The 25958-nt window shown below is 62.0% G+C and carries 22 protein-coding genes; 13 read left to right on the top strand and 9 right to left on the bottom strand.

Annotated features, from left to right (window positions below; genetic code table 11):
• Window positions 1-49 precede the first annotated feature (49 nt).
• The 5 genes from ETQ85_RS16615 to ETQ85_RS16595 all read left to right on the top strand — a co-directional run bounded on the left by ETQ85_RS16615 (window position 50) and on the right by ETQ85_RS16595 (window position 5987).
• Entirely contained in the window at window positions 50-1762 is a 1713-nt protein-coding gene (locus ETQ85_RS16615) for an acetolactate synthase 3 catalytic subunit (RefSeq protein ID WP_148580201.1), read from the top strand.
• 111 nt (window positions 1763-1873) lie between these two features.
• Window positions 1874-2365: an acetolactate synthase small subunit gene (gene ilvN, locus ETQ85_RS16610; RefSeq protein WP_148580327.1), complete on the top strand. Its 492-nt coding sequence runs from the start codon at window positions 1874-1876 to the stop codon at window positions 2363-2365.
• Window positions 2366-2420: 55 nt separating this feature from the next.
• Window positions 2421-3437 (top strand): ketol-acid reductoisomerase, encoded by a 1017-nt coding sequence (ilvC, locus tag ETQ85_RS16605; RefSeq protein ID WP_148580200.1) that lies wholly within the window; start codon window positions 2421-2423, stop codon window positions 3435-3437.
• Between the two features lie 112 nt (window positions 3438-3549).
• Window positions 3550-4338, top strand: a complete 789-nt coding sequence (gene pssA / locus ETQ85_RS16600) for a CDP-diacylglycerol--serine O-phosphatidyltransferase (RefSeq protein WP_148580199.1) — start codon at window positions 3550-3552, stop codon at window positions 4336-4338.
• A 116-nt stretch (window positions 4339-4454) separates the two neighbouring features.
• Window positions 4455-5987, top strand: coding sequence for a 2-isopropylmalate synthase (locus ETQ85_RS16595; protein ID WP_148580198.1), 1533 nt, complete (start codon window positions 4455-4457; stop codon window positions 5985-5987).
• A 13-nt stretch (window positions 5988-6000) separates the two neighbouring features.
• On the opposite strand, the gene ETQ85_RS16590 is transcribed toward ETQ85_RS16595, so the two are convergent.
• Both ETQ85_RS16590 and wrbA read right to left on the bottom strand, forming a co-directional pair.
• Window positions 6001-6369 (bottom strand): DUF2069 domain-containing protein, encoded by a 369-nt coding sequence (locus ETQ85_RS16590; protein ID WP_148580197.1) that lies wholly within the window; start codon window positions 6367-6369, stop codon window positions 6001-6003.
• Window positions 6366-6965, bottom strand: coding sequence for an NAD(P)H:quinone oxidoreductase (gene wrbA / locus ETQ85_RS16585; RefSeq protein WP_148580196.1), 600 nt, complete (start codon window positions 6963-6965; stop codon window positions 6366-6368). The genes ETQ85_RS16590 and wrbA overlap by 4 nt, the downstream gene beginning before the upstream one ends.
• A 36-nt stretch (window positions 6966-7001) precedes the next feature.
• Between wrbA and ETQ85_RS16580 the strand changes: the two genes are divergently transcribed.
• Window positions 7002-8255: a YihY family inner membrane protein gene (locus tag ETQ85_RS16580; RefSeq protein WP_148580195.1), complete on the top strand. Its 1254-nt coding sequence runs from the start codon at window positions 7002-7004 to the stop codon at window positions 8253-8255.
• Here ETQ85_RS16580 and ETQ85_RS16575 read toward each other — a convergent pair.
• Entirely contained in the window at window positions 8243-9724 is a 1482-nt protein-coding gene (locus ETQ85_RS16575; RefSeq protein ID WP_148580194.1) for a hypothetical protein, read from the bottom strand. The two genes, ETQ85_RS16580 and ETQ85_RS16575, sit on opposite strands and share 13 nt — an antisense overlap.
• A 205-nt stretch (window positions 9725-9929) precedes the next feature.
• Here ETQ85_RS16575 and rpsP point away from each other — a divergent pair, with 205 nt between their 5' ends.
• The 4 genes from rpsP to rplS all read left to right on the top strand — a co-directional run bounded on the left by rpsP (window position 9930) and on the right by rplS (window position 12004).
• On the top strand, window positions 9930-10181 hold the full coding sequence (gene rpsP / locus ETQ85_RS16570) for a 30S ribosomal protein S16 (RefSeq protein ID WP_148580193.1): 252 nt from the start codon (window positions 9930-9932) through the stop codon (window positions 10179-10181).
• A 37-nt stretch (window positions 10182-10218) separates the two neighbouring features.
• Complete coding sequence (gene rimM, locus ETQ85_RS16565) at window positions 10219-10722, top strand: ribosome maturation factor RimM (protein ID WP_148580192.1); 504 nt, start codon at window positions 10219-10221, stop codon at window positions 10720-10722.
• Entirely contained in the window at window positions 10722-11501 is a 780-nt protein-coding gene (trmD, locus tag ETQ85_RS16560) for a tRNA (guanosine(37)-N1)-methyltransferase TrmD (RefSeq protein WP_148580191.1), read from the top strand. Before rimM ends, trmD begins: the two co-directional genes overlap by 1 nt.
• Window positions 11502-11593: 92 nt before the next feature.
• Window positions 11594-12004 (top strand): 50S ribosomal protein L19, encoded by a 411-nt coding sequence (gene rplS, locus ETQ85_RS16555; protein ID WP_148580190.1) that lies wholly within the window; start codon window positions 11594-11596, stop codon window positions 12002-12004.
• 64 nt (window positions 12005-12068) lie between these two features.
• On the opposite strand, the gene folE2 is transcribed toward rplS, so the two are convergent.
• From folE2 to xseB, 4 genes are all read right to left on the bottom strand, one after another.
• Window positions 12069-12878, bottom strand: a complete 810-nt coding sequence (gene folE2, locus ETQ85_RS16550; protein ID WP_148580189.1) for a GTP cyclohydrolase FolE2 — start codon at window positions 12876-12878, stop codon at window positions 12069-12071.
• 82 nt (window positions 12879-12960) lie between these two features.
• On the bottom strand, window positions 12961-14856 hold the full coding sequence (gene dxs, locus ETQ85_RS16545) for a 1-deoxy-D-xylulose-5-phosphate synthase (protein WP_148580188.1): 1896 nt from the start codon (window positions 14854-14856) through the stop codon (window positions 12961-12963).
• A 52-nt stretch (window positions 14857-14908) separates the two neighbouring features.
• Entirely contained in the window at window positions 14909-15805 is an 897-nt protein-coding gene (locus ETQ85_RS16540; RefSeq protein ID WP_148580187.1) for a polyprenyl synthetase family protein, read from the bottom strand.
• The gene (gene xseB, locus ETQ85_RS16535; RefSeq protein WP_148580186.1) at window positions 15802-16029 is read right to left on the bottom strand and encodes an exodeoxyribonuclease VII small subunit; all 228 of its coding nucleotides are present in this window, start codon (window positions 16027-16029) and stop codon (window positions 15802-15804) included. The genes ETQ85_RS16540 and xseB overlap by 4 nt, the downstream gene beginning before the upstream one ends.
• Window positions 16030-16157: 128 nt before the next feature.
• Between xseB and ETQ85_RS16530 the strand changes: the two genes are divergently transcribed.
• A complete protein-coding gene (locus ETQ85_RS16530) occupies window positions 16158-17261 on the top strand; it encodes an aromatic ring-hydroxylating oxygenase subunit alpha (RefSeq protein ID WP_148580185.1) in 1104 nt (367 codons plus the stop codon).
• Window positions 17262-17348: 87 nt separating this feature from the next.
• On the opposite strand, the gene ETQ85_RS16525 is transcribed toward ETQ85_RS16530, so the two are convergent.
• Window positions 17349-19187: a TolC family outer membrane protein gene (locus tag ETQ85_RS16525; protein ID WP_187394740.1), complete on the bottom strand. Its 1839-nt coding sequence runs from the start codon at window positions 19185-19187 to the stop codon at window positions 17349-17351.
• Between the two features lie 313 nt (window positions 19188-19500).
• Here ETQ85_RS16525 and ETQ85_RS16520 point away from each other — a divergent pair, with 313 nt between their 5' ends.
• Window positions 19501-20205 (top strand): transglutaminase-like cysteine peptidase, encoded by a 705-nt coding sequence (locus tag ETQ85_RS16520; protein ID WP_148580183.1) that lies wholly within the window; start codon window positions 19501-19503, stop codon window positions 20203-20205.
• Window positions 20206-20215: 10 nt separating this feature from the next.
• A complete protein-coding gene (locus ETQ85_RS16515) occupies window positions 20216-22144 on the top strand; it encodes a bifunctional diguanylate cyclase/phosphodiesterase (protein WP_148580182.1) in 1929 nt (642 codons plus the stop codon).
• An 84-nt stretch (window positions 22145-22228) separates the two neighbouring features.
• Here the strand turns inward: ETQ85_RS16515 and ETQ85_RS16510 are convergent.
• Window positions 22229-25958: VCBS domain-containing protein (locus ETQ85_RS16510; protein WP_148580181.1), on the bottom strand; the 3730-nt coding region annotated here is incomplete at its 5' end.

Below are 25958 nucleotides of genomic sequence, written 5' to 3'. Positions count from 1 at the left end.
GGCGGTATGGTTCAACGTTTCACATTGCCGATACAGCTTCGGGTGCGCGATGGTAATTACCGGTGCGGAAATTGTAATCAGGTGTCTCCAGGAAGAAAAGGTCGATTATCTTTTCGGCTATCCCGGCGGTGCTGTCCTGTATATCTACGACGAGCTGTTCAAGCAGGACAAGGTGCGTCACGTGCTGGTGCGCCACGAACAGGCTGCCATTCATGCGGCTGATGGCTACGCGCGTTCCACCGAGAAGGTGGGCGTTGCGCTGGTAACGTCTGGTCCCGGCGCCACCAATGCGGTAACTGGCATTGCGACGGCCTACTGCGACTCGATTCCTCTGGTCATCATCTCCGGTCAGGTGCCGTCTGCGGCAATCGGCCAGGATGCTTTCCAGGAAGTGGACACGGTCGGGATCACCCGTCCCTGCGTCAAGCACAATTTCCTTGTGCGTGACGTGCGGGATATTGCCGAGACGATCAAGAAGGCTTTTTATCTGGCCAAGACCGGTCGGCCCGGGCCCGTCCTTGTCGACATCCCGAAGGACATCACGGCCCAGAAGTGCGAGTTTGCCTACCCGGAAACGGTGTCGATGCGCTCGTACAATCCGGTGGTCAAGGGGCATCACGGGCAGATCAAGAAGGCGCTGCAGCTTCTCCTCGAAGCCAAGCGGCCGATGGTTTATGCCGGTGGCGGCGTGGTGCTCGGCGATGCGGCCGACAAGCTCACGGCGCTGGTCCGCAAGCTTGGCTTCCCCTGTACGAACACCCTCATGGGGCTTGGCGCCTATCCGGCGACGGATCGTCAGTTTGTTGGCATGCTCGGCATGCACGGCAACTACGAGGCCAACATGGGCATGCATTATTGTGACGTGCTGCTTGCCGTCGGTGCTCGATTCGATGACCGCGTGATCGGCAATCCGGCGCACTTTTCGTCCGAGCCGCGCAAGATCATCCATATCGACATTGATCCGTCGTCGATTTCCAAGCGCGTCAAGGTGGATGTGCCCATCGTTGGCGACGTGGGTGAAGTGCTGGGCGAACTGCTCGCGCTCCTCGACAACACCGCCGAGAAGCCCGAACCGCAATCCCTCGGCGTGTGGTGGAAGCAGATCGAGGAATGGCGCCGGCGTGACTGCCTGAAGTTCAATCAGGGCGAAGAGGGCTTGATCAAGCCCCAGTTCGTCGTGCAGAAGCTCTGGGAAGTGACCGGTGGTGACGCCTTCGTTACCTCTGACGTTGGTCAGCACCAGATGTGGGCCGCCCAGTATTACAAGTTCGACAAGCCCCGTCGCTGGGTCAATTCCGGTGGTCTAGGTACCATGGGCTTCGGTCTGCCCGCGGCCATGGGGGTGCAATTGGCCCATCCCGGGTCGCCGGTTGCCTGTATTACCGGCGAAGGCTCGATCCAGATGAACATCCAGGAGTTGTCCACCTGCAAGCAGTTCCGCCTGCCGATCAAGGTGATCCTGTTGAACAACGGTTTCCTGGGCATGGTGCGTCAGTGGCAGGAGCTGTTCCACGGCAATCGTTATTCCGAATCCTACATGGATGCGCTGCCTGACTTTTCCAGGCTCGCCGAAGCTTACGGGCATGTCGGCATCAAGGTGGACAAGCCGGGTGATGTGGAAGGTGCCCTGCGGGAAGCGTTCAAGCAGAAGAACGATCTGGTGTTCATGGATTTCCAGGTTGATCCGACCGAGAACGTGTATCCCATGGTCAAGGGTGGCCAGGGCCTGACGGACATGATCCTGTCGGCCGAGGACCTCTGATTCGCGGGGAGTGCAGTCGTGACGAGTCTGCTGCGGCCGCCTCCCAAGTCATCTCCGGAGCTCGACGCCAACTGGCTGCGCGAGCTCCTGGTCATCCAGAAGAACACGAATATGAGACACGTCATTTCTCTCCTCATCGAGAACGAAGCCGGCGCGCTGTCGCGCGTCTCAGGCCTGTTTTCCGCGCGGGGCTACAACATCGAGTCCCTTACGGTGGCGCCCACCGAAGATACCTCCTTGTCCCGCATGACGATCGTTACGTCCGGTTCGGACGATGTCGTCGAACAGATCACCAAGCAGCTGAACAAGCTGGTGGAAGTGGTAAAGGTGGTGGATCTTTCCGAGTCTGCCCACATCGAGCGCGAGCTGATGCTCGTCAAGGTGCGGGCAACGGGCAAGGATCGCGAGGAAATGAAGCGGATGGCGGAAATTTTCCGCGGCCGCATCATTGACGTGACCGACGCGAGTTATGTGATCGAGCTGACCGGTACCCAGGCCAAACTCGACTCCTTCGTCGGCGCCATCGACAGCGGGCTGATTCTTGAAACCGTACGCTCCGGAATCTGCGGCATTGGCCGTGGCGACCGGGTATTGAAAGTGTGATTCGGGAGGCTGTGCTCTCCCGCGATTTGCTCCTCTTTAGTCAGAAAGGCATGAAATGAAGGTTTATTACGATAAGGATGCGGACCTCTCCCTGATCAAGGGCAAGCAGGTAACGATCGTTGGTTACGGTTCCCAGGGCCATGCCCATGCGCAAAACCTGCGCGACTCCGGCGTCAATGTGACGGTTGGCCTGCGCAAGAGCGGTGCCTCCTGGGCCAAGGCCGAAGGCGCTGGCCTGAAGGTGGCCGAAGTGGCCGAAGCCGTTCGTGCCGCCGACGTGGTCATGATCCTGCTGCCGGACGAAAACATCCCCGACGTTTACAAGAACGACGTCGAGCCGAACATCAAGCAAGGCGGCGTGCTGGCCTTCGCTCACGGCTTCAACGTGCATTACAACCAGGTCATCCCGCGTGCCGATCTGGACGTGATCATGGTTGCGCCGAAGGGCCCCGGCCACACCGTTCGCTCCGAGTACCTGAAGGGCGGCGGCGTGCCTTCCCTGATCGCTGTGTACCAGGACAAGTCCGGCAAGGCCCGTGACATCGCCCTGTCCTACGCGGCTGCCAACGGCGGCACCAAGGGTGGCGTGATCGAGACCAACTTCCGCGAAGAAACCGAAACCGACCTCTTCGGCGAGCAGGCTGTTCTCTGTGGCGGCGCTGTCGAGCTGGTCAAGATGGGCTTCGAAACCCTGACCGAAGCTGGCTACGCTCCGGAAATGGCCTACTTCGAGTGCCTGCACGAACTGAAGCTGATCGTCGACCTGATGTACGAAGGCGGCATCGCCAACATGAACTACTCGATCTCCAACAACGCTGAGTACGGCGAGTACGTTACCGGCACCGAAGTGATCAACGAGCAGTCCCGTGTTGCCATGCGCAATGCCCTGAAGCGCATCCAGACTGGCGAATACGCCAAGATGTTCATCCAGGAAGGCAAGACCAACTACCCGTCGATGACTGCCCGTCGTCGTCTGAACTCGGTCCACCCGATCGAAGTGGTTGGTGAGCAACTGCGCGACATGATGCCGTGGATCAAGGCGAACAAGCTGGTTGACCAGTCCAAGAACTGATCAAGCCTGACTTGCGCAAAATACGAGGGACGAAAGTCCCTCGTGTCGTTTTCAGGGCCTGAAGCATTGTCCTGCGTTACAATCAGTGCCGACTCCACATATCGTCCCCTCCATGGCCGATCTGCAATCCCGTAAGCCCCTGTTGAACCCCGAACGGCGTCGCAGGGGAATCTATATTCTTCCCAATCTGTTCACAACGGCTGCGCTGTTTGCGGGTTTCTACGCCATCGTCCAGGCGATGAACGGGTTATTCGAACAGGCTGCAGTGGCGATTTTCATCGCCATGGTGCTGGATGGGCTCGACGGCCGCGTTGCGCGACTGACCCGAACCCAGAGTGCTTTCGGTGCCGAGTACGACTCCTTGTCCGACATGGTGTCCTTCGGTGCTGCGCCTTCGTTGATCATGTACGAATGGGCCCTCAAGGGCATGGGCAAGCTCGGCTGGATGGCGGCCTTCATCTACTGCGCCGGTGCCGCGCTACGTCTGGCGCGCTTCAACACGAATATCGACGTTGTGGACAAGCGTTATTTCCAGGGTTTGCCCAGCCCGGCCGCGGCTGCGCTGGTGGCGGGCCTGGTGTGGGTGATGATTGACAACGGCATCGCGGGCGAAACCGTGCGGTGGTATGGCTGCGCACTGACGATCTTTGCCGGTGTATCGATGGTCACTAACGTGCTGTTTTACAGCGGCAAGGAAATCAACCTGCGTCGCAGCGTGCCGTTCATCGTCATCATTGCCTTCGTGCTCGGGTTTTTGCTGGTTTCCAGCTATCCGCCGGGTGTCTTGTTCGGCCTCTTCCTGTGCTACGCGTTGTCCGGCTATGTGCTTGGTGCATGGAACTGGCTGAAGGCGCGCAAGCGTAGCGCCGCGATTGCCGGGCCGGAAAAGTCTGATTTATAGTTGGACGATGCCTTCCCTGGCACCAAAAACCTGATTTGCATCCCTTTGCGCCCCCGCCCGTTTGAACGGCCGGGGCGCTGTTCAATCCAATACAAGGAACCCGGCAGGAGCCCATCATGAACGAGCAGCTGATCATTTTTGACACGACCTTGCGCGACGGCGAGCAAAGCCCCGGTGCGTCGATGACCCGGGATGAGAAGCTGCGCATTGCCCGTCAGCTGGAGCGCATGAAGGTCAACGTGATCGAGGCGGGTTTTGCGGCAGCCTCCAACGGCGACTTCGAGGCGGTTCGTGCTGTGGCTGAGGCAATCAAGGATTCCACCGTCTGTTCGCTGGCGCGGGCCAATGAGAATGACATCCGTCGTTCCGGCGAGGCCATCCGTCCGGCGGCGTCGGGCCGGATTCACACCTTCATCGCGACCAGCCCCATCCACATGGAGAAGAAGCTGCGCATGACCCCCGATCAGGTGGTCGAGCAAGCGGTAAAGGCCATTGGCTGGGCGCGCGAATATACCAACGACGTCGAGTTTTCGGCCGAAGATGCCGGGCGCTCGGAAATTGATTTTCTGTGCCGGATCTTCGATGCCGTCATCAAAGCCGGTGCGACGACGATCAACGTCCCCGACACGGTGGGCTACAACGTGCCGGAGCAGTTCGCCGACACCATTCGTACGCTGATCGAGCGGGTCCCCAATTCGGACAAGGTGGTGTGGTCAGTGCATTGCCACAATGACCTGGGCCTTGCTGTTGCCAACTCGCTGGCTGCGGTGCGCGCCGGCGCGCGTCAGGTCGAGTGCACCATCAACGGTCTGGGCGAGCGGGCCGGCAATGCCGCGCTCGAAGAGATCGTCATGGCCGTACGGACCCGCAAGGACGTGTTCCACTGTGATACGCGCATCGATACCACCCAGATTGTCCCGGCTTCCAAGCTGGTGTCAGGCATTACCGGTTTTCCTGTTCAGCCGAACAAGGCCATCGTCGGTGCCAATGCCTTTGCCCACGAGTCCGGTATTCACCAGGACGGCGTGTTGAAGCATCGTGAAACCTACGAGATCATGCGTGCCGAAGATGTGGGCTGGGGCGCCAACAAGCTGGTGATGGGCAAGCATTCCGGTCGCAATGCCTTCCGCTCCCGCTTGCAGGAACTGGGGGTGGTGGTCGATTCGGAAGAGCAGCTCAATCACGCCTTCGCGCGCTTCAAGGAGCTGGCCGACAAGAAGCACGAGATTTTTGACGAAGACCTGCAGGCGCTGATGAGCGATGAAAGTTCGGAGCCGAAAGAGCACTTCCGGCTCGTCTCGTCGTCCTTTCACTCCGAGACTGGTGAGACTCCTTGTGCCCGGGTGACCCTGTCGGTGGGTGGCAAGGAAGCGAAAGCCGAGGCCTGTGGTTCCGGACCGGTCGATGCGGCCTTCAAGGCCATCGAGGTCGTGGCCGACAGCGGTACCCAGTTGCTGCTTTATTCGGTGAACGCGATCACGACCGGTACCGATGCCCAAGGTGAGGTGACGGTGCGTTTGTCAAAGGATGATCGGGTTGTTAACGGTCAGGGTTCCGATACGGACATCATCGTTGCGTCTGCCAAGGCTTACCTCAATGCGCTGAATAAACTCCACGCCAAGCTGGAGCGGGTCAATCCCCAGATCTGACGTGGAGTCTGGCTCAGGCTTCGTTGTCGGAGGCCCGGGCCAGCCGTGATGGCGCGGTGTTGCGGGCGTAGAGCACGACCACAACAAAGAAGATCACGCTCAGGACGGCCTCCGCCAGCGCAAGTGCGTTGCCGGGGGCCGGATCATTTGTGCGCACCACGCCTTCGGTGAGGTAGAGCAGGATCATCATCGAGCTCCATTGGTAGGTGTAGCGCTTGCCACGCAAGATGCCGAACAGGGCCACCATCAGCGGCAGAACCTTCAAGGTCATCCACGAGCCGCCGGGGCGCAGCGGTGCCAGGATGGCTTCCCAGGCAAGGCACAGGGCGATCAGTGCCAGCAGGGTGATGCTGGCGATCAGGGACAGGGTTTTGGGTGTCATCGGGTGGCGAGTTTCAGGGCGGTTTCGGCAAGGCGTTTGCCAAGGGCGGTGGCGAGGCGTTTTTCCTCGTCGGTGAGTTGGGTGTTGTCGTCATGACCGGCCACATGGGTGGCACCGTAGGGCGAGCCGCCGCTGCGGGTGCGAGTCAGGTCGGGGTGTTCGGAAAAGGGCAGGCCGACGATCAGCATGCCGTGGTGGAGGAGCGGTGTCATCATCGACATCAGGGTGCTTTCCTGGCCACCATGCTGGCTGGCTGACGAGGTGAACACGCAGGCGGGTTTGCCGGCGAGGGCGCCTGACAGCCAGGGGCCGGCGGTGCCGTCGAGAAAATATTTCATCGGCGCCGCCATGTTGCCGAAACGGGTCGGGCTGCCGAGCGCGAGTCCGACGCACTCTTCCAGATCCTGCATTTCGGCGTAGGGCGCGCCGCTGTCGGGGATGTCGCCTTCCGTGGCTTCGCAGATCGTGGACACGCGTGGAACGGTGCGCAGTCGTGCGGCCATGCCCGGCACGGAGTCGATGCCCCGGGCGATAAGATCGGCCAGCGCGCGAACGGAGCCCCGGTGGCTGTAGTAGAGAACGAGAACTTCCTGCATGGTGTGGCCTGTGAAACGGAAAGGCATTATACGTAAATGAACTCGGCCCCTGATTCCCGGCGCTTGCGTGTGTCTGTTCCGGCGTCCTTCCGTTATCTGGTTGCGGCCATCTGGCGGCGCTTTCAGGAGGGCCGTTGTGCGCAAGTGGCCGGCAGCCTCGCCTTCACGACCTTGCTGTCGCTGGTGCCCTTTGTGACGCTGGTGGCGGTGATGTTCAGCAAGTTTCCCCAGTCAGCACGCTTTTCCGAAGCGCTGCGGAGTTTTTTGCTGAACAACCTGTTGCCCGAAAAGGCCGGCAGGGTGATTGCGACCTATGCGCTCCAGTTCAGCCAGAAGGCGGCCAATCTGACGATCGTTGGGGGGATCGTCCTGATTCTCACGGCAGTCATGCTCATGCGCACCATTGATCAGGTTATCAACCAGATCTGGATGGTGCGCAGCCGTCATCCATGGGCGACGCGCCTGGCTTCCTACTGGCTGGCCCTGACTTTCGGGCCCTTGTTGCTGGCTGGCGGGGTATTTGTCGCCAGTGCCATGCTCAGCATGTCCATGGATATCATGAACGAGCCGGCGTGGCTTGAAGTGGTGGGTCTGCGCCTGATTTCGGTAGCGATGCTGACCGGGGTTTTCGCGACGCTTTATTACGCGGTTCCGCATTGCAGTGTGCGCTTGGCTGATGCCGCTTTTGCCGGGCTTTTCGCGGCGTCTGGCTTTCTGGTCATGCAGCGCCTGTTTGGTCTCTACCTGGCCCACTTTCCGAGCTACACACTGGTTTACGGTGCATTTGCAGTGGTGCCCATATTCCTGTTGTGGCTGTATTTTTCGTGGATCGTGATTTTGCTCGGGGCGGTGGTGGCTGCGGTGTTGCCGGAGCGGAGTCTGCGCCGTCGTCCGCTGCCTGTTTTTCCCGGACGCAAGCTTTATGTGGCGCTATTGCTGCTGGCCGAATTGGTTGATGCTCAGCGGGAGGGAGGTGGTCGGTGCGTGGAGGTTCTCGCGGACGTGGCGCGCGTCGGTCACGATGAGGTGCGGGATGTACTCGGCACGCTGGAGTCTGCGCGCATTGCCGTTCGCCGGGATCAGGGCGACTGGCTGCTGGCCCGGGCGGCCGAGGGGGTGATGGTTGCGGAGATCGGCCGCCTGTTCGGATGGGATCTGCCACCGACGGCAGGTGGACTTGTCGACGGCCCCGAGGCTTTGGTCCGCGTCCGCTGGTCTGCGATGCTTGAAGGCGTGGATTCGGTTGCCGCAATACCGATCAGCAGCCTGAGCGGTGCTCACAAAGGGTAGGGGTCTATCTCGTACTGGAAGAGCTCCACGGCGGCGGTCTGCATGTCGAGGCTGAGCAGTCGGCCCTGGGCGATGTAGAGTCGATTGATGTCGGAAACCAGCATGAAGCGGCGCGCCGAATAGGTGCCGGCAGGTGCCAGGATCGATTGCCCTCTGCCGAGGGCCGCGACCGGTGGCAGGACAAGGGCGGGCCGCATGGGGCGAGTCTGGTTGACGTTGCGGAATCCGACGGTGACCGGTTTGGCGGTGTTGGCGATGACCTGCAGCCCGAGCTCAATCTGCTCGGGCGTTTCGGTGCGGATCCAGCGTACGACGCACAGCGTCCACAGATCGTCATCGTTGCGGCGCAGCGCCAGTGCCATGCCCGGACTGAGGTCGTTTGCGGTGCCGGTCACTTGCATGATGGCGTAACCGGTCGGGCTCTCGTTCACCACCATCCATTCTGAGGCGTGGCGCGTTTGCCGGGCTGAGCCTGCTTCGCGGAGCATCTTCCAGATGGGTTCAAGGCCACAGCAGACACGCACTGCGTACTGGTTGCGACGGCGCGAGTGTTCCCGCTTGGGTGGGCAGGCCCAATAGTCCCTGACGCGGCGCAGAAGGGTTGCCGCTTCTGCTCGCTCAAGGCCCTGCGGCAGCCCGGCAGGCGCAGGGCCGTCGCTTTCCAGCTGATCAATGAGGGCGGTGGCGCGGCGGGCCAGTTCCTCAGCTGAAAAATAAATCAGTCCGTCAACGTTGGGTGGTTCGCGACGGCTGATGGAAATCGGAGGGGTGTCCTGGTCCGGGTCAATCCAGAACCATCCCAGTTCATCTTCGCCGGGGGGCGTGGTGGTGATGGCCGTGCTGTCGGCGTTGTCCGTCAGGTATTCGGCAAGCCAGCACAGCTCATGGCCAGTGAGGCCTTCCGGCTGGGATGCGGAGAAGGACAGGAGATACTTGTAGGCGCCAGCTGTGTTTCCGTGCGCGCTGTCTGCAAGCGCATCGGGCCGGCTGTCCCGGAAGAATGCGTGGGCGTGCAGCCAGAACTCGAAAGGTGCGCTGTTGCCCGCAAGGTGAGAGATGGTGAGTTGCTCGCCGAGGATGTCGAGCGCCCCGGCGCTGATGGATTCAGGGCTGTGGCGTGAGCCGCGTACCAGTCGATGGCGGATTTCATCGAGGCTTTCGTCGTAGCCCGCAGAAATTTTGCCGAGGGCTGACACCAGTCGGGTTGCCGAGCGGTGGAGGCCGATCGTCAGGGGCAGGGCCGTCGAAGCAAGCCGCTCGCGGAACAGGTGACTGATCGCGATGCTGCGGGCGTGCAGAAGGCCCAGGCACCGCTGGAACTGTTTTCGACTGACCTCAGGGCGCGCCAGGTCTTCAAGGTGACGGACGAGGGTGGCGAGCTCCAGGTCGGCATCAGCGGACAGTTCGGTGGCGAGCCAGTCAAAAACTGGTGCTGTGCGATCGGAATAGGGGGGGTCAGCGGCGCTCATTGCCTGCGGTATTTCGGGGCTAGGCCCTTATTGTAAATAACTTCCCCCGGATCATGTGTTCTGAATCGGAAGGACAGCCCGGAAGTGCTGCTTGCTGCGCCAAATGTGGTTGTATGCGTACTTCGTGCCCCTGCGTTCTTGCGGTTTTTCGATTCGTGATTTAGTATCCGACGTTTTTCCCATTCCATCGGATCAGGAACAAGTCATGGTTGTTATTCGTCTCGCCCGTAGCGGCTCCAAGAAGCGTCCTTTCTACAACATCGTTGCTGCCGATTCCCGCAATCGTCGCGACGGCCGTTTCATCGAGCGTATCGGTTACTACAACCCGGTCGCTTCCGGCAATGCTCAGGGCCTCGTGGTTAACACCGAGCGTCTGTCCCACTGGCAAGGTCACGGCGCCCAGTTGTCCGATACCGTTGCCCGCCTCGTGAAGCAGGCTGCCAAGGCTGCTGCCTGAAGTGTCGGATAGTCAGAGCCTCTCGCCCGAACCGCAAATGATCGTTCTGGGGCGGATAGCCGCTCCTTTTGGCGTGGGAGGCTGGGTCAAGGTTCATCCTTTCGGGGATGACCCGCTGTCCTGGAAGCAGATGCCCAGGTGGTGGCTTGGTACGGATCCGGATGGCTCGGATTGGGTGCCTTACACCCTGAATGGCTGCAAAGCACACGGCAAGGGTGGTGTGATCGCCATATTTGCCGAAGTGCCCGACCGCAACGGCGCCGAAGCCGTCACCGGCTACTACATCGCAGCTCCCAGAGATGCGCTGCCGCCGCCGGACAAGGATGAATACTACTGGGCTGACCTGGTCGGACTGGAAGTGCGGAACACGTCCGGTGTGGTGCTGGGCAAAGTGAGCGGTTTGTTGTCCACTGGCGCCCATGATGTGCTTCAGGTTCAGGATGGCGAAACCGAGCGTCTGATCCCTTTTGTTGCCAGTTACGTGACAACGGTGGACATGGTCGCGCGGACCGTTCAGGTTGAGTGGGAAGCCGACTGGTGATGGCAGCAGCAGGCCGCAAGGCCTACGATGTCGTTACGCTGTTTCCGGAAATGTTCTCTGCCCTGTCCGAGTTCGGCATTACCGGGCGGGCGCAGGAGCGGAAGCTTTACGAGCTGAATTGCTGGAATCCGCGGGATTTTACGGAAGACCGTCACCGCACCGTCGACGATCGCCCCTATGGCGGCGGTCCCGGCATGGTGATGCTTCCCGGTCCGCTGGAAAAATCCATTTCGGCGGCCAAGGCACGACAGATTGAGTCTGTGGGTAGCGCAGGGCGGGTGATCTATCTTTCGCCCCAGGGGCGGCCCCTCAATCACCAGAGAATACTGGAACTGGTTGCCGAGCCCGCTGTTGTTCTGCTGTGTGGCCGTTATGAAGGTGTTGACCAGCGCTTGATTGAGCGTTGTGTGGATGAAGAGATTTCACTCGGTGACTTCGTTCTCTCCGGAGGAGAGTTGCCGGCGATGGTTTTGCTTGATGCGATGATCCGGCAGTTGCCTGGTGCGCTCAACGATGAAGATTCGGCCGTTGAAGACTCGTTTGTCGACGGTCTTCTGGACTGCCCGCATTACACCCGCCCCGTGAGTTACGAAGGCATGGCTGTGCCGGATGTGCTTTTGTCTGGTAATCATGCGGAAATCCGGCGCTGGCGTTTGCAGCAATCCCTCGGTCAGACCGCGTTGCGGCGGCCGGACATGCTGGCCAAGCGTACATTGAGCAAGGAAGATTTCCGTTTGCTGGAAGCATTTCAGCGAGCAGAAAAGAAGTCGGTAGCGTAGTTTTACCGGCTTCATAACAAAGCCGTGTAACCAGGTGGCGACCTGCTCTGCACGAAAGGCCACTGGCCCCATTTATTTTTCAGGAGTTACGCATGAATCTGATTGATCAGCTGGAACAGGAAGAAATTGCCCGTCTGACCCAAGGCAAGGCGATCCCGGAATTCGCCCCGGGCGATACCGTTGTCGTTCAGGTCAAGGTTAAGGAAGGCACCCGCGAGCGTCTGCAGGCTTACGAAGGCGTCGTTATCGCCAAGCGTAACCGCGGTCTCAACTCCGGTTTCATCGTTCGCAAGATTTCCTCTGGCGAAGGTGTGGAGCGTACGTTCCAGACCTACTCCCCGCTGCTGGCCAGTATCGAAGTGAAGCGTCGCGGCGATGTGCGTCGTGCCAAGCTTTACTACCTGCGCAGCCGTTCGGGCAAGTCTGCCCGGATCAAGGAAAAGCTGGACTACAAGGCTTTCGCTGCCAAGGCCAAGGCCAAGGCTCAAGCTGCCCAGGGCTGAGTTTCTGGCAGTACGAAAAAAACGGAACCTCGGTTCCGTTTTTTTTTCGTCTGCGTCGCCTGGATTACTTGGCGCGCTTGTCGTGTTCGATCAGTGCGTAGGCGGAGTGATTGTGGATGGATTCGAAGTTCTCGGATTCCACCACATAGGCATCAATACGCGGCTCGAGTGCCATGCAACCGGCCACGTCGCGCACCATGTCCTCGACGAACTTGGGGTTGTCGTAGGCGCGCTCGGTAACGAACTTCTCGTCGGGGCGCTTGAGGAGGCCGTAGAGCTCGCAGGAGGCTTGTCCTTCGACCAGCTGGACCAGTTCCTCGATCCACAGGTGATCGTTGGTCGTGGTGGTTACCGTGACGTGGGAGCGCTGGTTGTGGGCGCCGTATGCGGAGATTTTTTTCGAGCACGGGCACAGGCTGGTGACGGGTACCACAACCTTCATCGTGAACTCATAGACGCCGCCTTCGTGGATCTCGCCAATGAAGGTGACTTCGTAATCCATCAGGCTCTGTACGCCGGAAACCGGGGCCGCCTTGTTGATGAAGTAGGGAAAGGTCATCTCGACGTGACCGGTTTCCGCTTCGAGCTTCTTCACCATTTCACGCAGCATCGGTTCGAAGGACTCAACCGAGATCTCCCGCTCGTGGCTGTTCAGGATCTCCACGAAGCGCGACATGTGGGTGCCCTTGAAATTGTGGGGCAGGCCGACGTACATGTTGAAGACGGCGATGGTGTGTTGCACGCCCCCATTCTTGTCCTGCACCTTGATCGGGTGGCGAATGGATTTGATGCCGACCTTGTTGATGGCCAGCTGGCGGGAGTCCGCGGAGTTCTGGACGTCCGGGATCGGGTTGTGGGCTTCACACGTAGTCATGACTGTTCTCGGTAAATCTTGTTGGGGAATGGGGATCTGAGGCCCCTTGGTGAGTTGATCCTATCATTCCCGACAAACGCACTCAACTATTCGGCTGATAGGCCTCTTCAATCCGCTTGAGGACGCCGGGTGCATCAAGGCCGACTTCGGCCATCAGTTGGGCCTGGTCGCCATGGTCAACGAAGCGGTCGGGCAGGCCGAGTTGCAGCACCTGGACCTGAACGCCCGCTTCGTGCAGCACACGGGTCACTTCCGATCCAGCGCCGCCGATCAGCGCGTTTTCTTCGAGAGTGACCAGCAGTTCGTGTTCGGCGGCGAGCTTGAGGATCAGCTCCCGGTCGATGGGTTTCACGAAACGCATGTTGGCGACGGTGGCGTCGAGCTGTTCGCCGACTTTCAGCGCGGCGCCCAGCATGCTGCCGAAGGCCAGCAGTGCGATGCGCTGGCCGGGGCGGCGGACTTCGCCCTTGCCGATGGGCAGGGTGCTCATGGCAGCTTCGGGTTTGATGCCGAGGCCGCTGCCGCGGGGGTAGCGGACGGCGGTGGGGCCGTTATGCTGATAGGCGGTGTAAAGCATTTGCCGGCACTCGTTTTCGTCGGCAGGGCAGAAAATCGTCAGGTTGGGGACGCAGGCCAGGAAGGACAGGTCGAAGGCACCGTGATGGGTGGCGCCGTCGGCGCCGACCAGGCCGGCCCGGTCGATGGCCATCATCACCGGCAGGTTCTGCAGGGCGATGTCGTGGATGAGTTGATCGTAGGCGCGCTGCAGGAAGGTCGAGTAGATCGCCACTACCGGCTTGAAGCCTTCGCAGGCGAGGCCGGCACCGAAAGTCAGTGCGTGTTGTTCGGCGATTCCCACGTCGTAGTAGCGGTCGGGGTGCTCATGCGCGAAGCGGACCATGCCGGAGCCTTCGCGCATGGCCGGGGTGATGGCGACGAGGCGCTTGTCGATCTCGGCCATGTCGCACAGCCAGTCGCCGAAGACCTGGGTGTAGGTGAGCTTGCTGCTCTTGGCGTCCTTGCCGGTGGCAATGCCGGCGACGTGGTCGAACTTGGCGACCCCGTGATAGAGAATCGGGTCGGCCTCGGCGAGCTTGTAGCCTTGGCCCTTGCGGGTGATCACGTGCAGGAATTGCGGGCCCTTGAGGGTGCGCAGGTTTTGCAGGGTGGGGAGCAGGGATTCGAGGTCGTGGCCATCGATGGGGCCGATGTAGTTGAAGCCGAACTCCTCGAACATTGTGCCCGGCATGACCATGCCTTTGACGTGCTCCTCGGTGCGCTTGGCCAGTTCGAAGACCGGCGGCGGCAGGTTTTCGAGGAAGCGCTTGCCGATCTTGCGGGCGCCGTTGTAGATCTTGCCGGACAGCAGGCGCGACAGGTGCTTGTTGAGCGCCCCCACCGGCGGCGAGATGGACATCTCGTTGTCGTTGAGGATGACCAGCAGGTTGGTGTCGTGGATGTCGCCCGCGTTGTTGAGCGCTTCGAAGGCCATGCCGGCCGACATGGCGCCATCGCCAATGACGGCGATGGCACGGCGGTCTTCGCCACGCAGGCGGGCCGCTTCGGCCATGCCGAGGGCGGCGGAGATCGAGGTGGACGAATGCGCCGTGCCGAAGGTGTCGTATTGGCTCTCGCTGCGCCGCGGGAAGCCGGAGATGCCGTGATACTGGCGCAGGCTGGCCATTCCGTCACGCCGCCCGGTGAGGACCTTGTGGGCGTAGGTCTGGTGACCCACGTCCCATACGATGCGGTCGTCGGGGGTGTTGAAGACGTAGTGCAGGGCAACGGTCAGCTCGACGGTGCCGAGGTTTGATGAAAGGTGGCCGCCAGTGCGGGAGACAGAATCGATCAGGAAGGTGCGCAGCTCGTCGGCCAGCTGGGGGAGTTCGCTGGGGTCGAGTTTGCGCAGGTCTGCGGGCGAGGCGATGCTGTCCAGCAGGCTGGCGCGGGGTGTGGCGGGCTGCGTTGCAAGAGGCATTCCGGGTTACCGGGTCGTTAATGGGTGTTCTTTTTATTCGTCGGGCCGGAGCTCAGAACTGTCGACGGACGATGAAACGGGTGAGTTCGGACAGGCGCCTGGCGGCATCACCAAAAGGGGCGAGGCGGTCGAGGGCGTCCTGACACATTTCCTCGGCCAGCTCACGGGCGCGGACAACGCCAAGCAGGCTCACGTAGGTGGGCTTGTCGTTGGCAGCATCCTTGCCGGCCGTTTTGCCAAGGGTGGCCGTATCCGCCTCGGCGTCGAGGATGTCGTCCACTACCTGGAACAGCAGGCCAATGACCTTGCCCACATGATCGAGGGAGGCTGTCTCCTCTTCGCTCAGGCTCCGGCCGCATTGTACGCCAAGGCCGATGGAAGCCCGGATCAGTGCGCCGGTCTTGTGGATATGCATGAACTCGAGTTCGGCCAGGCTGAGCTGGGCGCCGACCGAGGCCAGGTCGATGGCCTGTCCGCCGGCCATGCCGCGGGAGCCGGAGGCCAGGGCCAGTTGCCGGATCATGGCGATCTGGCGCAGTGGATCGTCGCTGACAGGCGCGTCGGAAAGGTGCAGGAAGGCCAGCGTCTGCAGGGCGTCGCCGACCAGCAGGGCGGTGGCATCGTCGTATTGCACATGCACGGTGGGCTTGCCGCGGCGCAGGGTATCGTCGTCCATGCAGGGCATGTCGTCATGGACCAGCGAGTAGGCGTGGATCATCTCGAGGGCGCAGGCGACGCGGTCGAGGCGCTCCGGGCTGGCACCGGTGAGCTGGCCGGCTGCGTGCACCAGCAGCGGCCGCACCCGCTTGCCGCCGCCCAGTACGGCGTAGCGCATGGCCTCGTGCAATCGCGCGGGGGCGATGGCGGCGGCCGGCAGGGCGTGGTCGAGCGCGGTTTCCGTGCGCTGCTGGATGTCGCTCATCCACTGGCTGAAGCTGCGCGTGTTCATGACGGGGTCTGCTCCGGATTGGCGTTGGCTTCGAGAATGTGGATGGTCTGCTCGGCCTTGCCGAGGACGTCCTGGCAGTGGCGAAGCAGGGCTGTGCCGCGTTGATAAGCGGTCAGGGCCTGGTCGAGGGGAAGCTGGCCGTTTTCCATTTCCTGGACGATGATTTCCAGTTCGGAGACGGCGGCTTCAAAGCCGGGGGACTTGGGTGTGGGTGTTTTGACCATGCTCGGCCGGAATTCACGGGAAGCAAACCGTAAAAATAGCCTATCGACGGGCTTCAGGTCAAACGCGTAATACTATATAATAGTGTGCTTTACGTTTCGGGCTTTCGCTTTGGATCAGGGGGTTCGGGATGTCTGACGCTGCTTCTCAGGCAATTCTTGCGCCGGCCATTTCCCAGTTGCCGGTATCGTGGTACTTCGACGAAAAAATCTTCGAGCTGGAGAAGCGGCTGCTGTTCGATGCCGGTCCCGGCTACGTGGGTCACGAGTTGATGGTGCCGGAAGCCAACCAGTATCGCTCCCTCGAGTGGCTGGATCATTCCCGGTTGCTGATCAACCGGGACGATGCCTGCTACCAGATGTCGAATGTCTGTCGGCATCGGCAGGCGATCATGCTGGAGGGCTCGGGCGTGGCGAACAGCAATATCGTTTGCCCGGTTCATCGCTGGACCTACAACCCCGACGGCCTGCTGATCGGTGCGCCTCATTTTTCCGAAAACCCCTGCCTGAATCTTCAACGCCAGAAGCTCGAGAACTGGCACGGCCTGCAGTTCAAGGGGCCGCGCTCGGCCAACGCCGATCTGGCGGGCATGCAAGTCGCTTCCGAACTCGATTTTGCTGGCTACAAGCTCGACAAGGTCGAAATCCACGAGTGCAACTACAACTGGAAGACTTTCATCGAGGTGTACCTCGAGGACTACCACGTTGAGCCCTATCATCCGGGTCTCGGAAAATTTGTCACCTGTGACGATCTGACCTGGCAGTTTGGTGAGTGGTATTCGGTGCAGCGGGTTGGCATTACGTCCCTGCAGAAGCCGGGTTCGCCGACCTACAAGCGTTGGCACGAGGCCGTGATGAGCTATCACGGCGGCGAAATGCCCAAGCACGGCGCCATCTGGCTGACCTATTTCCCCAATATCATGGTCGAGTGGTATCCCCACGTGCTGGTGGTCAGTTCGCTGATTCCCACTGATGTCAACAAGACCACGAATGTGGTCGAGTTCTACTATCCGGAAGACATCCTGGAATTCGAGCGCGATTTCGTTGAAGCCGAACAGGCTGCCTACATGGAAACAGCGATCGAGGATGATGACATCGGCGAGCGCATGGATCGGGGGCGTCTGGCATTGATGAAGGAAGGGCGCAACGAAGTCGGTCCTTACCAGTCACCCTATGAAGACGGGATGCAGCATTTCCACGAATTCTATCGCCGGATCATGCAGCCGCATTTCTGAGGGACAGGGGTGCGTGAAATAAAAAAGGGAGCCGCCTGGCTCCCTTTTTTATTGTCGGTGACCGCCTTGGCGGGCGGCCCTGGAGGTTTACCGGTTCGATTCGCGGATGATCTTCCACTGACCATTTTCCAGCTGGTACTCAAGGGTCTTGTTCGTCGTATCCTTGAAGTCCGGCGAGCGGTAGTGCTGGACAAAACTGGCTTCGGCCGAGGTGGCGGACAGGCTGCGCACCGCTAGCTTGTCCACTTCAACGGAAAGCTCACCGGGCTTGTTGATCCGTTTGGCGCGCATGGCCAGCCAGGCGTCCAGGCTGCCCTGTTCGGGCTTGAAGTGGGTGGAGTAGAAGGCCTTGTAGCGGGGGACATCCTTGGCCGACCAGGCTGCAGCCCATGATTTGACCAGAGGTTCGAGAGGCGCGGTGGCAGCCGTCGTTGCCGCGGCAGTCGCTGTTGCAGGCGCGACGGCTGCTGCAGCGGTGGCTGCTGCTCCCGGCAGGATGACCTCGGCAGGCTGTGGGCGACCCCGCATGGCGCCGAGGGTGTCGAGGGGCTGAACGGTCGGCAGTTCGGTGCTGCAGGTCAGGTTCTCGTCTTCGGCCGGATCGGTGACAGTGGCTTCGTCGGGTCCATTCTTGGCCACGGGGGCCAGCTGAACACTCGGCAGGATGCGGTGGGTCTGGGTGAGGACGCGCAATTCGGCCTGGCTCAGGTCATAGCGGGCCCGCACGGCAGCGCGCTTGGCATCGAAGAGTTCGTTCTCGGTGTTGAGTACGTCGAGCAGGCTGCGCTGACCGATGTCGAACTGCTGACGATAGGCGTCGCGGGCTTTTTCGGTGGAAAGCTGGTGCTGTTCCAGGTAGCCAAGCTGCTCCTTCAACTTTTTGACGTCGTTCCAGGAAATCGCGGTTTGCTGGCGGATGTCGCGGCAGGCCTTGTCGCGCAGGTCGGTGGCGTTGTAGAGCTGCTCGTGGGACTGGCGGATGCGGGCTTCGTCGGAGCCGCCCTTGAAGAGGTTCCAGTTGAGCATCAGCTGAACGGCCGTTGAATTGGTCTCACCGGTGACGCCGAGCAGGTTCTTGTCCATGCCGGTGCTGGCGCGCAGTTCGACTGTGGGCACGTTGTTGGCGCGCTGAACGTCGATGCGGGCGCGGGAGGAGCGGATGTTGGACACTGCGGCACGAAAACCGGGGTTGTCGACGATGGCCAGCTTGAGGATGTCCTTTTCCATCGGCAGCTTGTTGCTGAAGGTGGGCAGCGGCTGCTGGGTGTCGGCCGGGGCTTCGCCCACGACACGCTGGTAGCGCTGGCTGACGTCGTGCTGGTTGGAGCTTTCGGTGAGCCAGTTGGACTGGGCCAAGGCGAGACGGCCGAAGGCTTGTTCCAGGTCGACCCGGCGACCGACGCCGGCTTTGACGCGGCGTTCGATCTGGTCGACAGTTTCCTTGTGGATGGCCCAGTTTTCCTGAGCGAGTTTGCTCAGATCCCGATAGCGCTGCACGTCGAGATAGGCGCGAGCCGCTTCGAAGGCGGTTTCGTCGGTGGTGCCGAGCAGTTCGTAATAGCGCACGGCGCGGGCATAGCCGAGGCGCTTCACGTCATTCTGGGTAGCAAAGCCGTCAAAAATGAGTTGGCGCAATTGCAACTGGTAGCCGGGGCGGGTGTAGCTTTCGGACGGGCTGGTCGGTGTCTCGCGGCGCTCGCGGCCGGTGTAGCCCTGAAGGTCGATCCGCGGGAAGAGACCACCGCGGGCAACGTCGCGTTCTGCATCGGAGGCCTGGTAATCGTGCAGACGGGCCAGGACTTCGGGATTGCGGAGAATGGCTTTCTCGATGGCATCCGGCAGCGTGCCGGGTACGCCGGCCTGGGATGCGGACATGGCCATGAGGGACAGGGCCAGACTGACGGAAAGCTGGGTTGCTTTGAACATGGTCATCTCGTTAGCGGGAGATCGTAAGGCTCGAATTAAAAGTGAAGCGAGCAGAGCTTGCCGGCTTGTCACTTCAGGCGAAGCGATTCTATGCGTGGCCTTTATTCGACGTTGCGCATTATTTGCGCTTTGCTTCGTCTAAGGTTCTGATCTTGTGCCAATGAATAAATTATTCACAATCTACGGTTCGGCGCAGACAAAACTTAATTTTTTCGCCGCCCGGCCGTTGTTCTGATGCTATTCGTGTCTTTTTGTCGCCGGCCATGCTGGTTATGCAATCCAGGTTTTGAAATGCCGTTTCCTGATTCGATCCATGTCCCATTTTGCCGGTCCCCATTTATTTCGCTCCATCGTTGCTGCCTGCCGGCGGCGCGTGGCGCTGGGGCTTGCCGGCGTTCTGGCGGCGGGGCTGGTGTGGGGGGGCTTTGAAATAGAGCGGATGCGGCAGGTGGCCCTGCAGCGCTATGGGGCGGCGGCGGCGGACGCGGTCGAGTTGTGGCGCAATTCCGTTGGTGGCTGGCGTGACTTGGCAGAGGAAGAGCAGTTACGCCGGGTCAATGAGTTTTTCAATCGGCGCACCCGCTTTGCCGATGACATGGTGGTATGGGCCCAAGCCGATTACTGGGCGACGCCGCTGGAAACCCTGGGGCGCGGCGCCGGTGACTGCGAGGATTTCGTCTTTGCGAAATACTTTACCCTGCGTGAATTGGGCGTCGCCGAAGGGCGTTTGCGGATGACTTATGTACGAGCGCGCATCGGCGGGCCTGCAAGCAGCATAACCCAGGCCCACATGGTTCTCAGCTATTACCCGACACCGGAAGCCGTGCCGCTGGTGCTCGACAATCTCATCACGGAGATCCGCCCGGCCAGTGCGCGCCCGGATCTGGCTCCGGTGTTCAGTTTCAACATGCAGGGCGTTTTTGTTGGCGGGGCTGCCCAGGCCTCGACACCGGTGGATCGGGTGTCGCGCTGGCGGGAACTGATTCTGCGCATGCGTTCGGAAGGCTATACGCCTTGAAGGAAAAGAAATGTCCCTGTTAAGACGGCTGTGGATCAGTGTGGTGGTGGCGATGGCGGTGGTGCTGGCCGGTGCATTCACGGTGAGCCTGCTGACGGCCCGCACCTATTTTGAGCAGCAACTGCAGGCCCAGGCCGGTGACGGTGCGGTGTCGCTGGCCTTGTCCATGTCCCAGCAGAGCAAGGATGTGGCGACCGCGGAGTTGCTGGTGACCGCCTTGTTTGACGGGGGGCATTACCAGTTGATCCGTTTCTCCGATGCCGGCGGCAAGGTGCTGGTGGAGCGTTCCCAGCCCGACGGGGCCGGTGTGCCCGAGTGGCTGGTGACCCTGCTGCCGATGGATGTCCGTCCGGGGCAGGCGCTGGTCAGCGACGGCTGGCGTCAGACCGGGCAGGTGACGGTGATTGCCGCCCGGGGGTACGCCTACCGGGCCTTGTGGCGGGGCATGCTTCAGCTGGGCAGCCTGATGCTGGCCATCGGACTGTTCTGGGCGATGGGGGTGTCGGCGCTGTTGCGCTGGGTGCGCCGTCCGCTGGAAGAAATGGCCGAGCAGGCCGAGGCCATTGGCGCCGGTCAGTTCCGGGTGCTCGAGGAGCCCAAGGTGGTGGAGCTGCGCAGCATGGCCCGTGCCCTCAACCACATGTCCGAGCGGATACGCTCCCTGTTTGCCGAGCAGGCGGCGCGGATTGCCGGTCTGCGTGACGAAAGCAGCCATGATGCGGGTACCGGGCTGCTCAACCGGATGTATTTCAATGGCGAGCTGCGCCGTGTGTTGTCCGATGTCGATGTGCCGCCGGGCGGTTGCCTGGGCGTGCTGCGCATTGCCGATCTGGCGGTGCTCAACCAGCAGCTCGGGCGGCTGCGTACCGACGAGTGGCTGGCCGCCGTTGGCGAGGCGTTGAAGAGCAGTGTCGAGGGCGGGGAGGAGGTTTCGCTGGCTCGTCTTGGTGGCGCCGAATTCGCCATTCTGCTGCCGGGCGTTGAATTGTCGGCGGGTCGGCGCTTGCTGGAGCAGGCCCGTAGTGCGGTGGCCGCCCTCGATCTGCAGGTGGGGGTCGAGCGGGGCTTGCGGATGGCTGCGGCGGTGGTTGCCTACCGGCGCGATGACAAGCCCGGTGCGTTGTTGTCCCGGGTGGATTCAGCGCTGATGCGGGCCGAGGCGGAGGGGGGCGTGGTCGCCGAGCCGGACGGCGCTCCCTTGCCGATCCCGGCTCCCGGCGAGGGCCGTTGGCGGGAAATGCTGGAGGGGGCGCTGGCTCGCCATGAGTTCACCCTGATCAGCTACCCGGTTCTGGCCTGTGACGGCAGCCTGATTCATCGGGAGTTCATGCTGCGTCTGCCGGCCCCCGATGGTGGGGCGGTGTTGACCGCCGGGCAGTTCATGCCGGCGGCGGTGCGGGTCGGCCTGGCGTCGGCCTGCGACCTTGAGGCGCTGCGGCTGGGCATTGCAAGTCTGGCCGGATCGCCCGATCCGATCGCCATCAACGTGGCGCCGCGTTCGCTCCTCGAACCGGGTTTTCTCGACCAGCTGGATGTACTGCTGGCGCGGGCCGGGGCCGATGCGGCGCGAATTTCCGTGGAGGTCAGCGAGCGCGGGCTGGATGCCAATCTGGCTGGTCTGGAGGCGCTGGCGGAGGTGCTGGCACGCCATGGGACGCATCTTGGCATCGAGCACTTTGGTCGTCAGCTGGCGGCCCTGCCGCGCCTGTATGCGTTGCAGCTGGCGTATTTGAAGCTGGATGGCAGCTTTGTGGCGAGCCTGCATGAGGACGTCGGCCTGCAGCGCCTGGTCAAGGCGATCGTGGATGTGGCCCGCGGGCTGGATGTGGTGGTGTACGCGGAGCAGGTGCATACCGCCGACGAGTGGGCTGCGGCGGCTCATCTGGGCGTGAGCGGCATGACCGGGCCTGAGGCATCGCGCCGGCTGGCTGCCAGCTGAAGTGCCTGTCGGGGCACATCGCCCTGATATGAAAAAAGGGAGGCTCCGCGATGGAGCCTCCCTTCGTTTACCGCGCCATCAGACTCAGTCGGCGCTGAGTTTTCCCTTGGTGAGCAGGTCCTGAATGATCTGCGAGTCGGTGGCGAGGGCGCCGCCGTTGGTCAGATCGACGCCCTGCAGCACCACTTTCTGATCGGTGGCGACGGCGGTAAAGGTGCCGCCGGTATAGCCGCCGTTGGTGCTGACATGCACCACGGTGTCCGAACCGGACTTCTCGAAGTGCAGGTAGCTGCCCAGGTTGCCCACTGCCGTCCCGGTGTGGCTTTCGCCCTGCAGCAGGTCACGCAGGTCGAGCACGTCGCCGCCCAAGCTCTCGCTGGCCTTGTTGAAGTCGGTGATGGCGTCCAGTGCCGGCTTGGTGGTGGTGCCCGCATCGCCGAGGGTCCACTTGAACGTGTCCGAGCCGAGTCCGCCGGTCAGGGTGTCGTTGCCGGCTCCGCCAGTGATGATGTCCTGACCGTCGCTGCCGGTGATCTGATCGTTGCCACTGGTGCCGGTTTGCTCCTGGCCGGTGCGAACCAGCCACTGGCCGTTCTGGGTCGAGTCCTCGGTGATGTCCTGCAGGTCGCCGAGCACGGGGGCACTGGTGGGGCTGAAGAGGGCGAAGTCATCCGTTCCGAGGGTCTTGTAGCTGGTGTCGGGCTCACTGCTCAGCTTGACTTCAATGCGCAGACGGGCGTTGCCTCCCTGTTCCCAGTAAAGGACTTCGATCGGCTGCAGGCCGGCGGCAAGGCTGACACCGGTGTAAGTGCGGGCGGTCGGCGACTGGATGTTGTCGAACATGGCCACGGTCTGGTCCCCGATGTTGAGGCGGAAACCGTCGTCGGCGGTGACGCGAATGTCGTAGGTGCCACCGTTCAGATTGATCAGGCCGACCAGACGAATCCCGGAGTCGGTGGTGTTGCCCAGGCCGCTCGTGGTGCTCAGGGTGCTGGCGTCCGACCCGACGGTGCCGCCACGCAGGAAGTTGTAGAGCGCGCCGCTGTTGACCGCCAGGTCTGCGCCGAGGGTCGGGTTGGCGCCCAGGTTGCCGTTGACCGCGCCGACCGTGGTGGTGCCGGTGGTGTAGCCAAAGCCGTAGTCGATCTTGTCGGCACTGAAAGTGGCGTCCGCGCTGGAAGCCGGGGCGGCGTCATAGGTGCCGACAAGGGTTTCGCCGCTGCGGCCGTCGATGATGCTGACCATGTCGGAGACGTGATCCAGGTTGCCGAGCGTCGTGTCGTCGGCATGGGTGCTGGTATTCGTTGCCGATGTGGTTTCGTTGTAGCCGTAGTACTCGCCGGTCAGGCCGAGCTTGCTACTGTCAATCACGGTGGTCGTGCTGCTCAGGTTGATCACGCTGGAGGCGGCCCGGCTGATATCGAAGGCGACGTCTGCCCCGGCCAGATCGCCATCCTTGTCCACCAGCACGAAGGAGAAGCCGTCCTTCAGTGCCGTGCTGACGGTGGCGATTGGCGTGTAGGTGTAGCTGCCGGTGTTCATGTTCACCACCAGGGTGCCGCCGGCGGCCGTTGTGATGGTGAGCTGGTGGGTGGTCGTGGAGTAGGTGCCGTGGCTGGCGCCGCCAGTGACCGTCACGCTGCCATTGGCGGTAGCGTCGTAATTGTAGGTAACGCCATCCACGGTGATCGCGCGGATGTTGCCGCCGTCGGCACCGAAGCCGGTGGTGCTGCCGAACAGGCCGCCGGACAGCAGCTCGCCACTGGCGGGCTGCGGAATGGTGGTTTGCAGGGCGCTCGACAGGTTGTTGAAGTCGGTGATCACCTGGCCGTTGAGATTTGTTTGGGTGACACCATCGTAGGCGATGGGGTCGAGGGGGCTTTGCGCTGCGCCGGTACCCATGCCGAGGGCGTAGCTGGTGACGTTGTTCGATTGCAGGAACGACTTCCAGGCGGTTTCGTCAGCGGTGCCGATTTCCGTGCCCGGGTTGGGCTGGCCGTCCGACAGGAAGTAGACCAGATTCTGGCCGGAGGCGAGCTTGCCAGTGGAGGCGAAGGCGGATTGACCGGCGGTGATGGCGGAGTCGTAGTTGGTGGTCCCGGTCGGTGTGACCAGGGTCAGCTGGTCTTTGGCAATATCGACATCGGTCCAAGTGGTGCCAAGTGCGCTGGCCTTGCTGTTGAAAGTGACGATGCGGACACGAACTTCACCAAAGTCGTCGTAGCGGTTGATGAGCTGCTTGAGGGCTTCCACGGCAGACTTCAGGCGCGTGGTGCCGTCTACGCCGTCCGAGGTGTTCATGCTGCCCGAGTTGTCGAGAATGATCAGCAGGTTGGTGTCCACCGTTGCGACGGCGATGTTCTGGCTCACGTTGCTGGCGATCGGTGCGTCATCTTCCACGATGACCGTCAGGGTGCTGGTGGTGGTGGTGATGCCGTCGCTGACCTTGATGCCGAGGGCCAGGCTGAGGGTGTCTTCCGACGTGGTGACCGGGTGATCCAGGGGGCCGGAGAGCTTGACGGTGTAGTTGCCGTTGTCGGCAATCGTGGCCCGGACGATCTCGGTCGTGCCGGCGCTACCGACCAGGGTGTGGGTGCCACTGCCGCTCCAGGTGATTTCCACACCGCCCGAACTGAGAGACGTGGTGGGCGCCGTGAGGGTGGCGACCAGGGTGTTGCCGTCGGTATCCGACACGCCGATGGTGCCACTGGTGGTGGTGAGGTTGGTGGTGTCCAGCGTGCCGCTCGTGTCGGCGATGCTCCCGGTGAGGCCTTCCTCGGAGACATTGACGGTAGCGTTGCCGACCACCGGAATGTCATTGGTGCCGGTGATGGTGATGGCCACTTCTTTCAGCGTGCCGTCGGCGGTGGTCACGTTGATGTGATCGACCACCTGTTGATCCTGCTTGAGGCCCTGCACGCTGGCGTCGGCATTGTTGAGGCTGTACGACCAGCTGCCGCCGGCCTGCAGGGTCAGGGTGCCGTAGGTGCCGGTGATGGTTTGCGGGACGAAGCTGGACTGGCCGGCATCGGCGTCGGAAATCGTCAGGGCGCCGCTGGCGGTGGTAACGCCGTCTTCGGTGACATTGCCGGTCGCCACGCCGCCGGTGATCGGGGCGTCGTTCTTGCCGGTGACGTCGATGCTCAGGGTGGTGGTGGCCGTGCCACCGTTGCCGTCGGCGATGGTGTAGGTGAATACATCGGTGGCCGACTGGCCCTGGGTGAGGGCCTTGGCTGCGGCGTCGGGGGTATAGGTGTAGCTGCCGTCCGGGTTGATCAGCAGGTTACCGAAGTTGCCGCCAATCGCCGTGCCGCCGCTGGTCACGTCTGCCGTGGTGCTGCCCGCTGCGATGTGGGTGACTTGCAGCGTGTTGCCGTCCACGTCGCTGTCGTTACTGATGACGCCGGTCGGGGCATTGTGGGTCAGGGCGGTGTTCTGGTCGGTGCTGCCGGTGTCGGCGAGGGCGACCGGGGGCGTGTTGCTCCCCATGGTCAGGCTGAGGGTGGCGGTGTCGGTGCCGCCGAGCCCGTCGCTGAGGGTGTAGGTGACGACGGGGATCGCCCCGGCGTAGTTGGGTGCCGGGGTGAACGTGTAGTCGCCGTTGGCCGCGATGACGAGGGTGCCGACCCCGGTGAGGGTGACGGTCTGTCCGGGGGCGAAGGTCTCGGGGCGCCCGGCGACGGTGAAGCTGGCGACGCTCAGGGGGTTGCCGTCCGGATCGCTGTCGGGGGTGGCGTCGGTGAGGACGTTGCCACTGGCCGGTCCGTTGATGGGCACGGTGTTGGCGTTGTCGGTGGCGACCGGGGGCGTGTTG

This window comes from Zoogloea oleivorans (genome assembly GCF_008107625.1).
In the GTDB taxonomy this organism is placed as follows: Bacteria; Pseudomonadota; Gammaproteobacteria; order Burkholderiales; family Rhodocyclaceae; genus Zoogloea; species Zoogloea oleivorans.
This window is presented reverse-complemented; position numbering and strand designations above follow the sequence as displayed.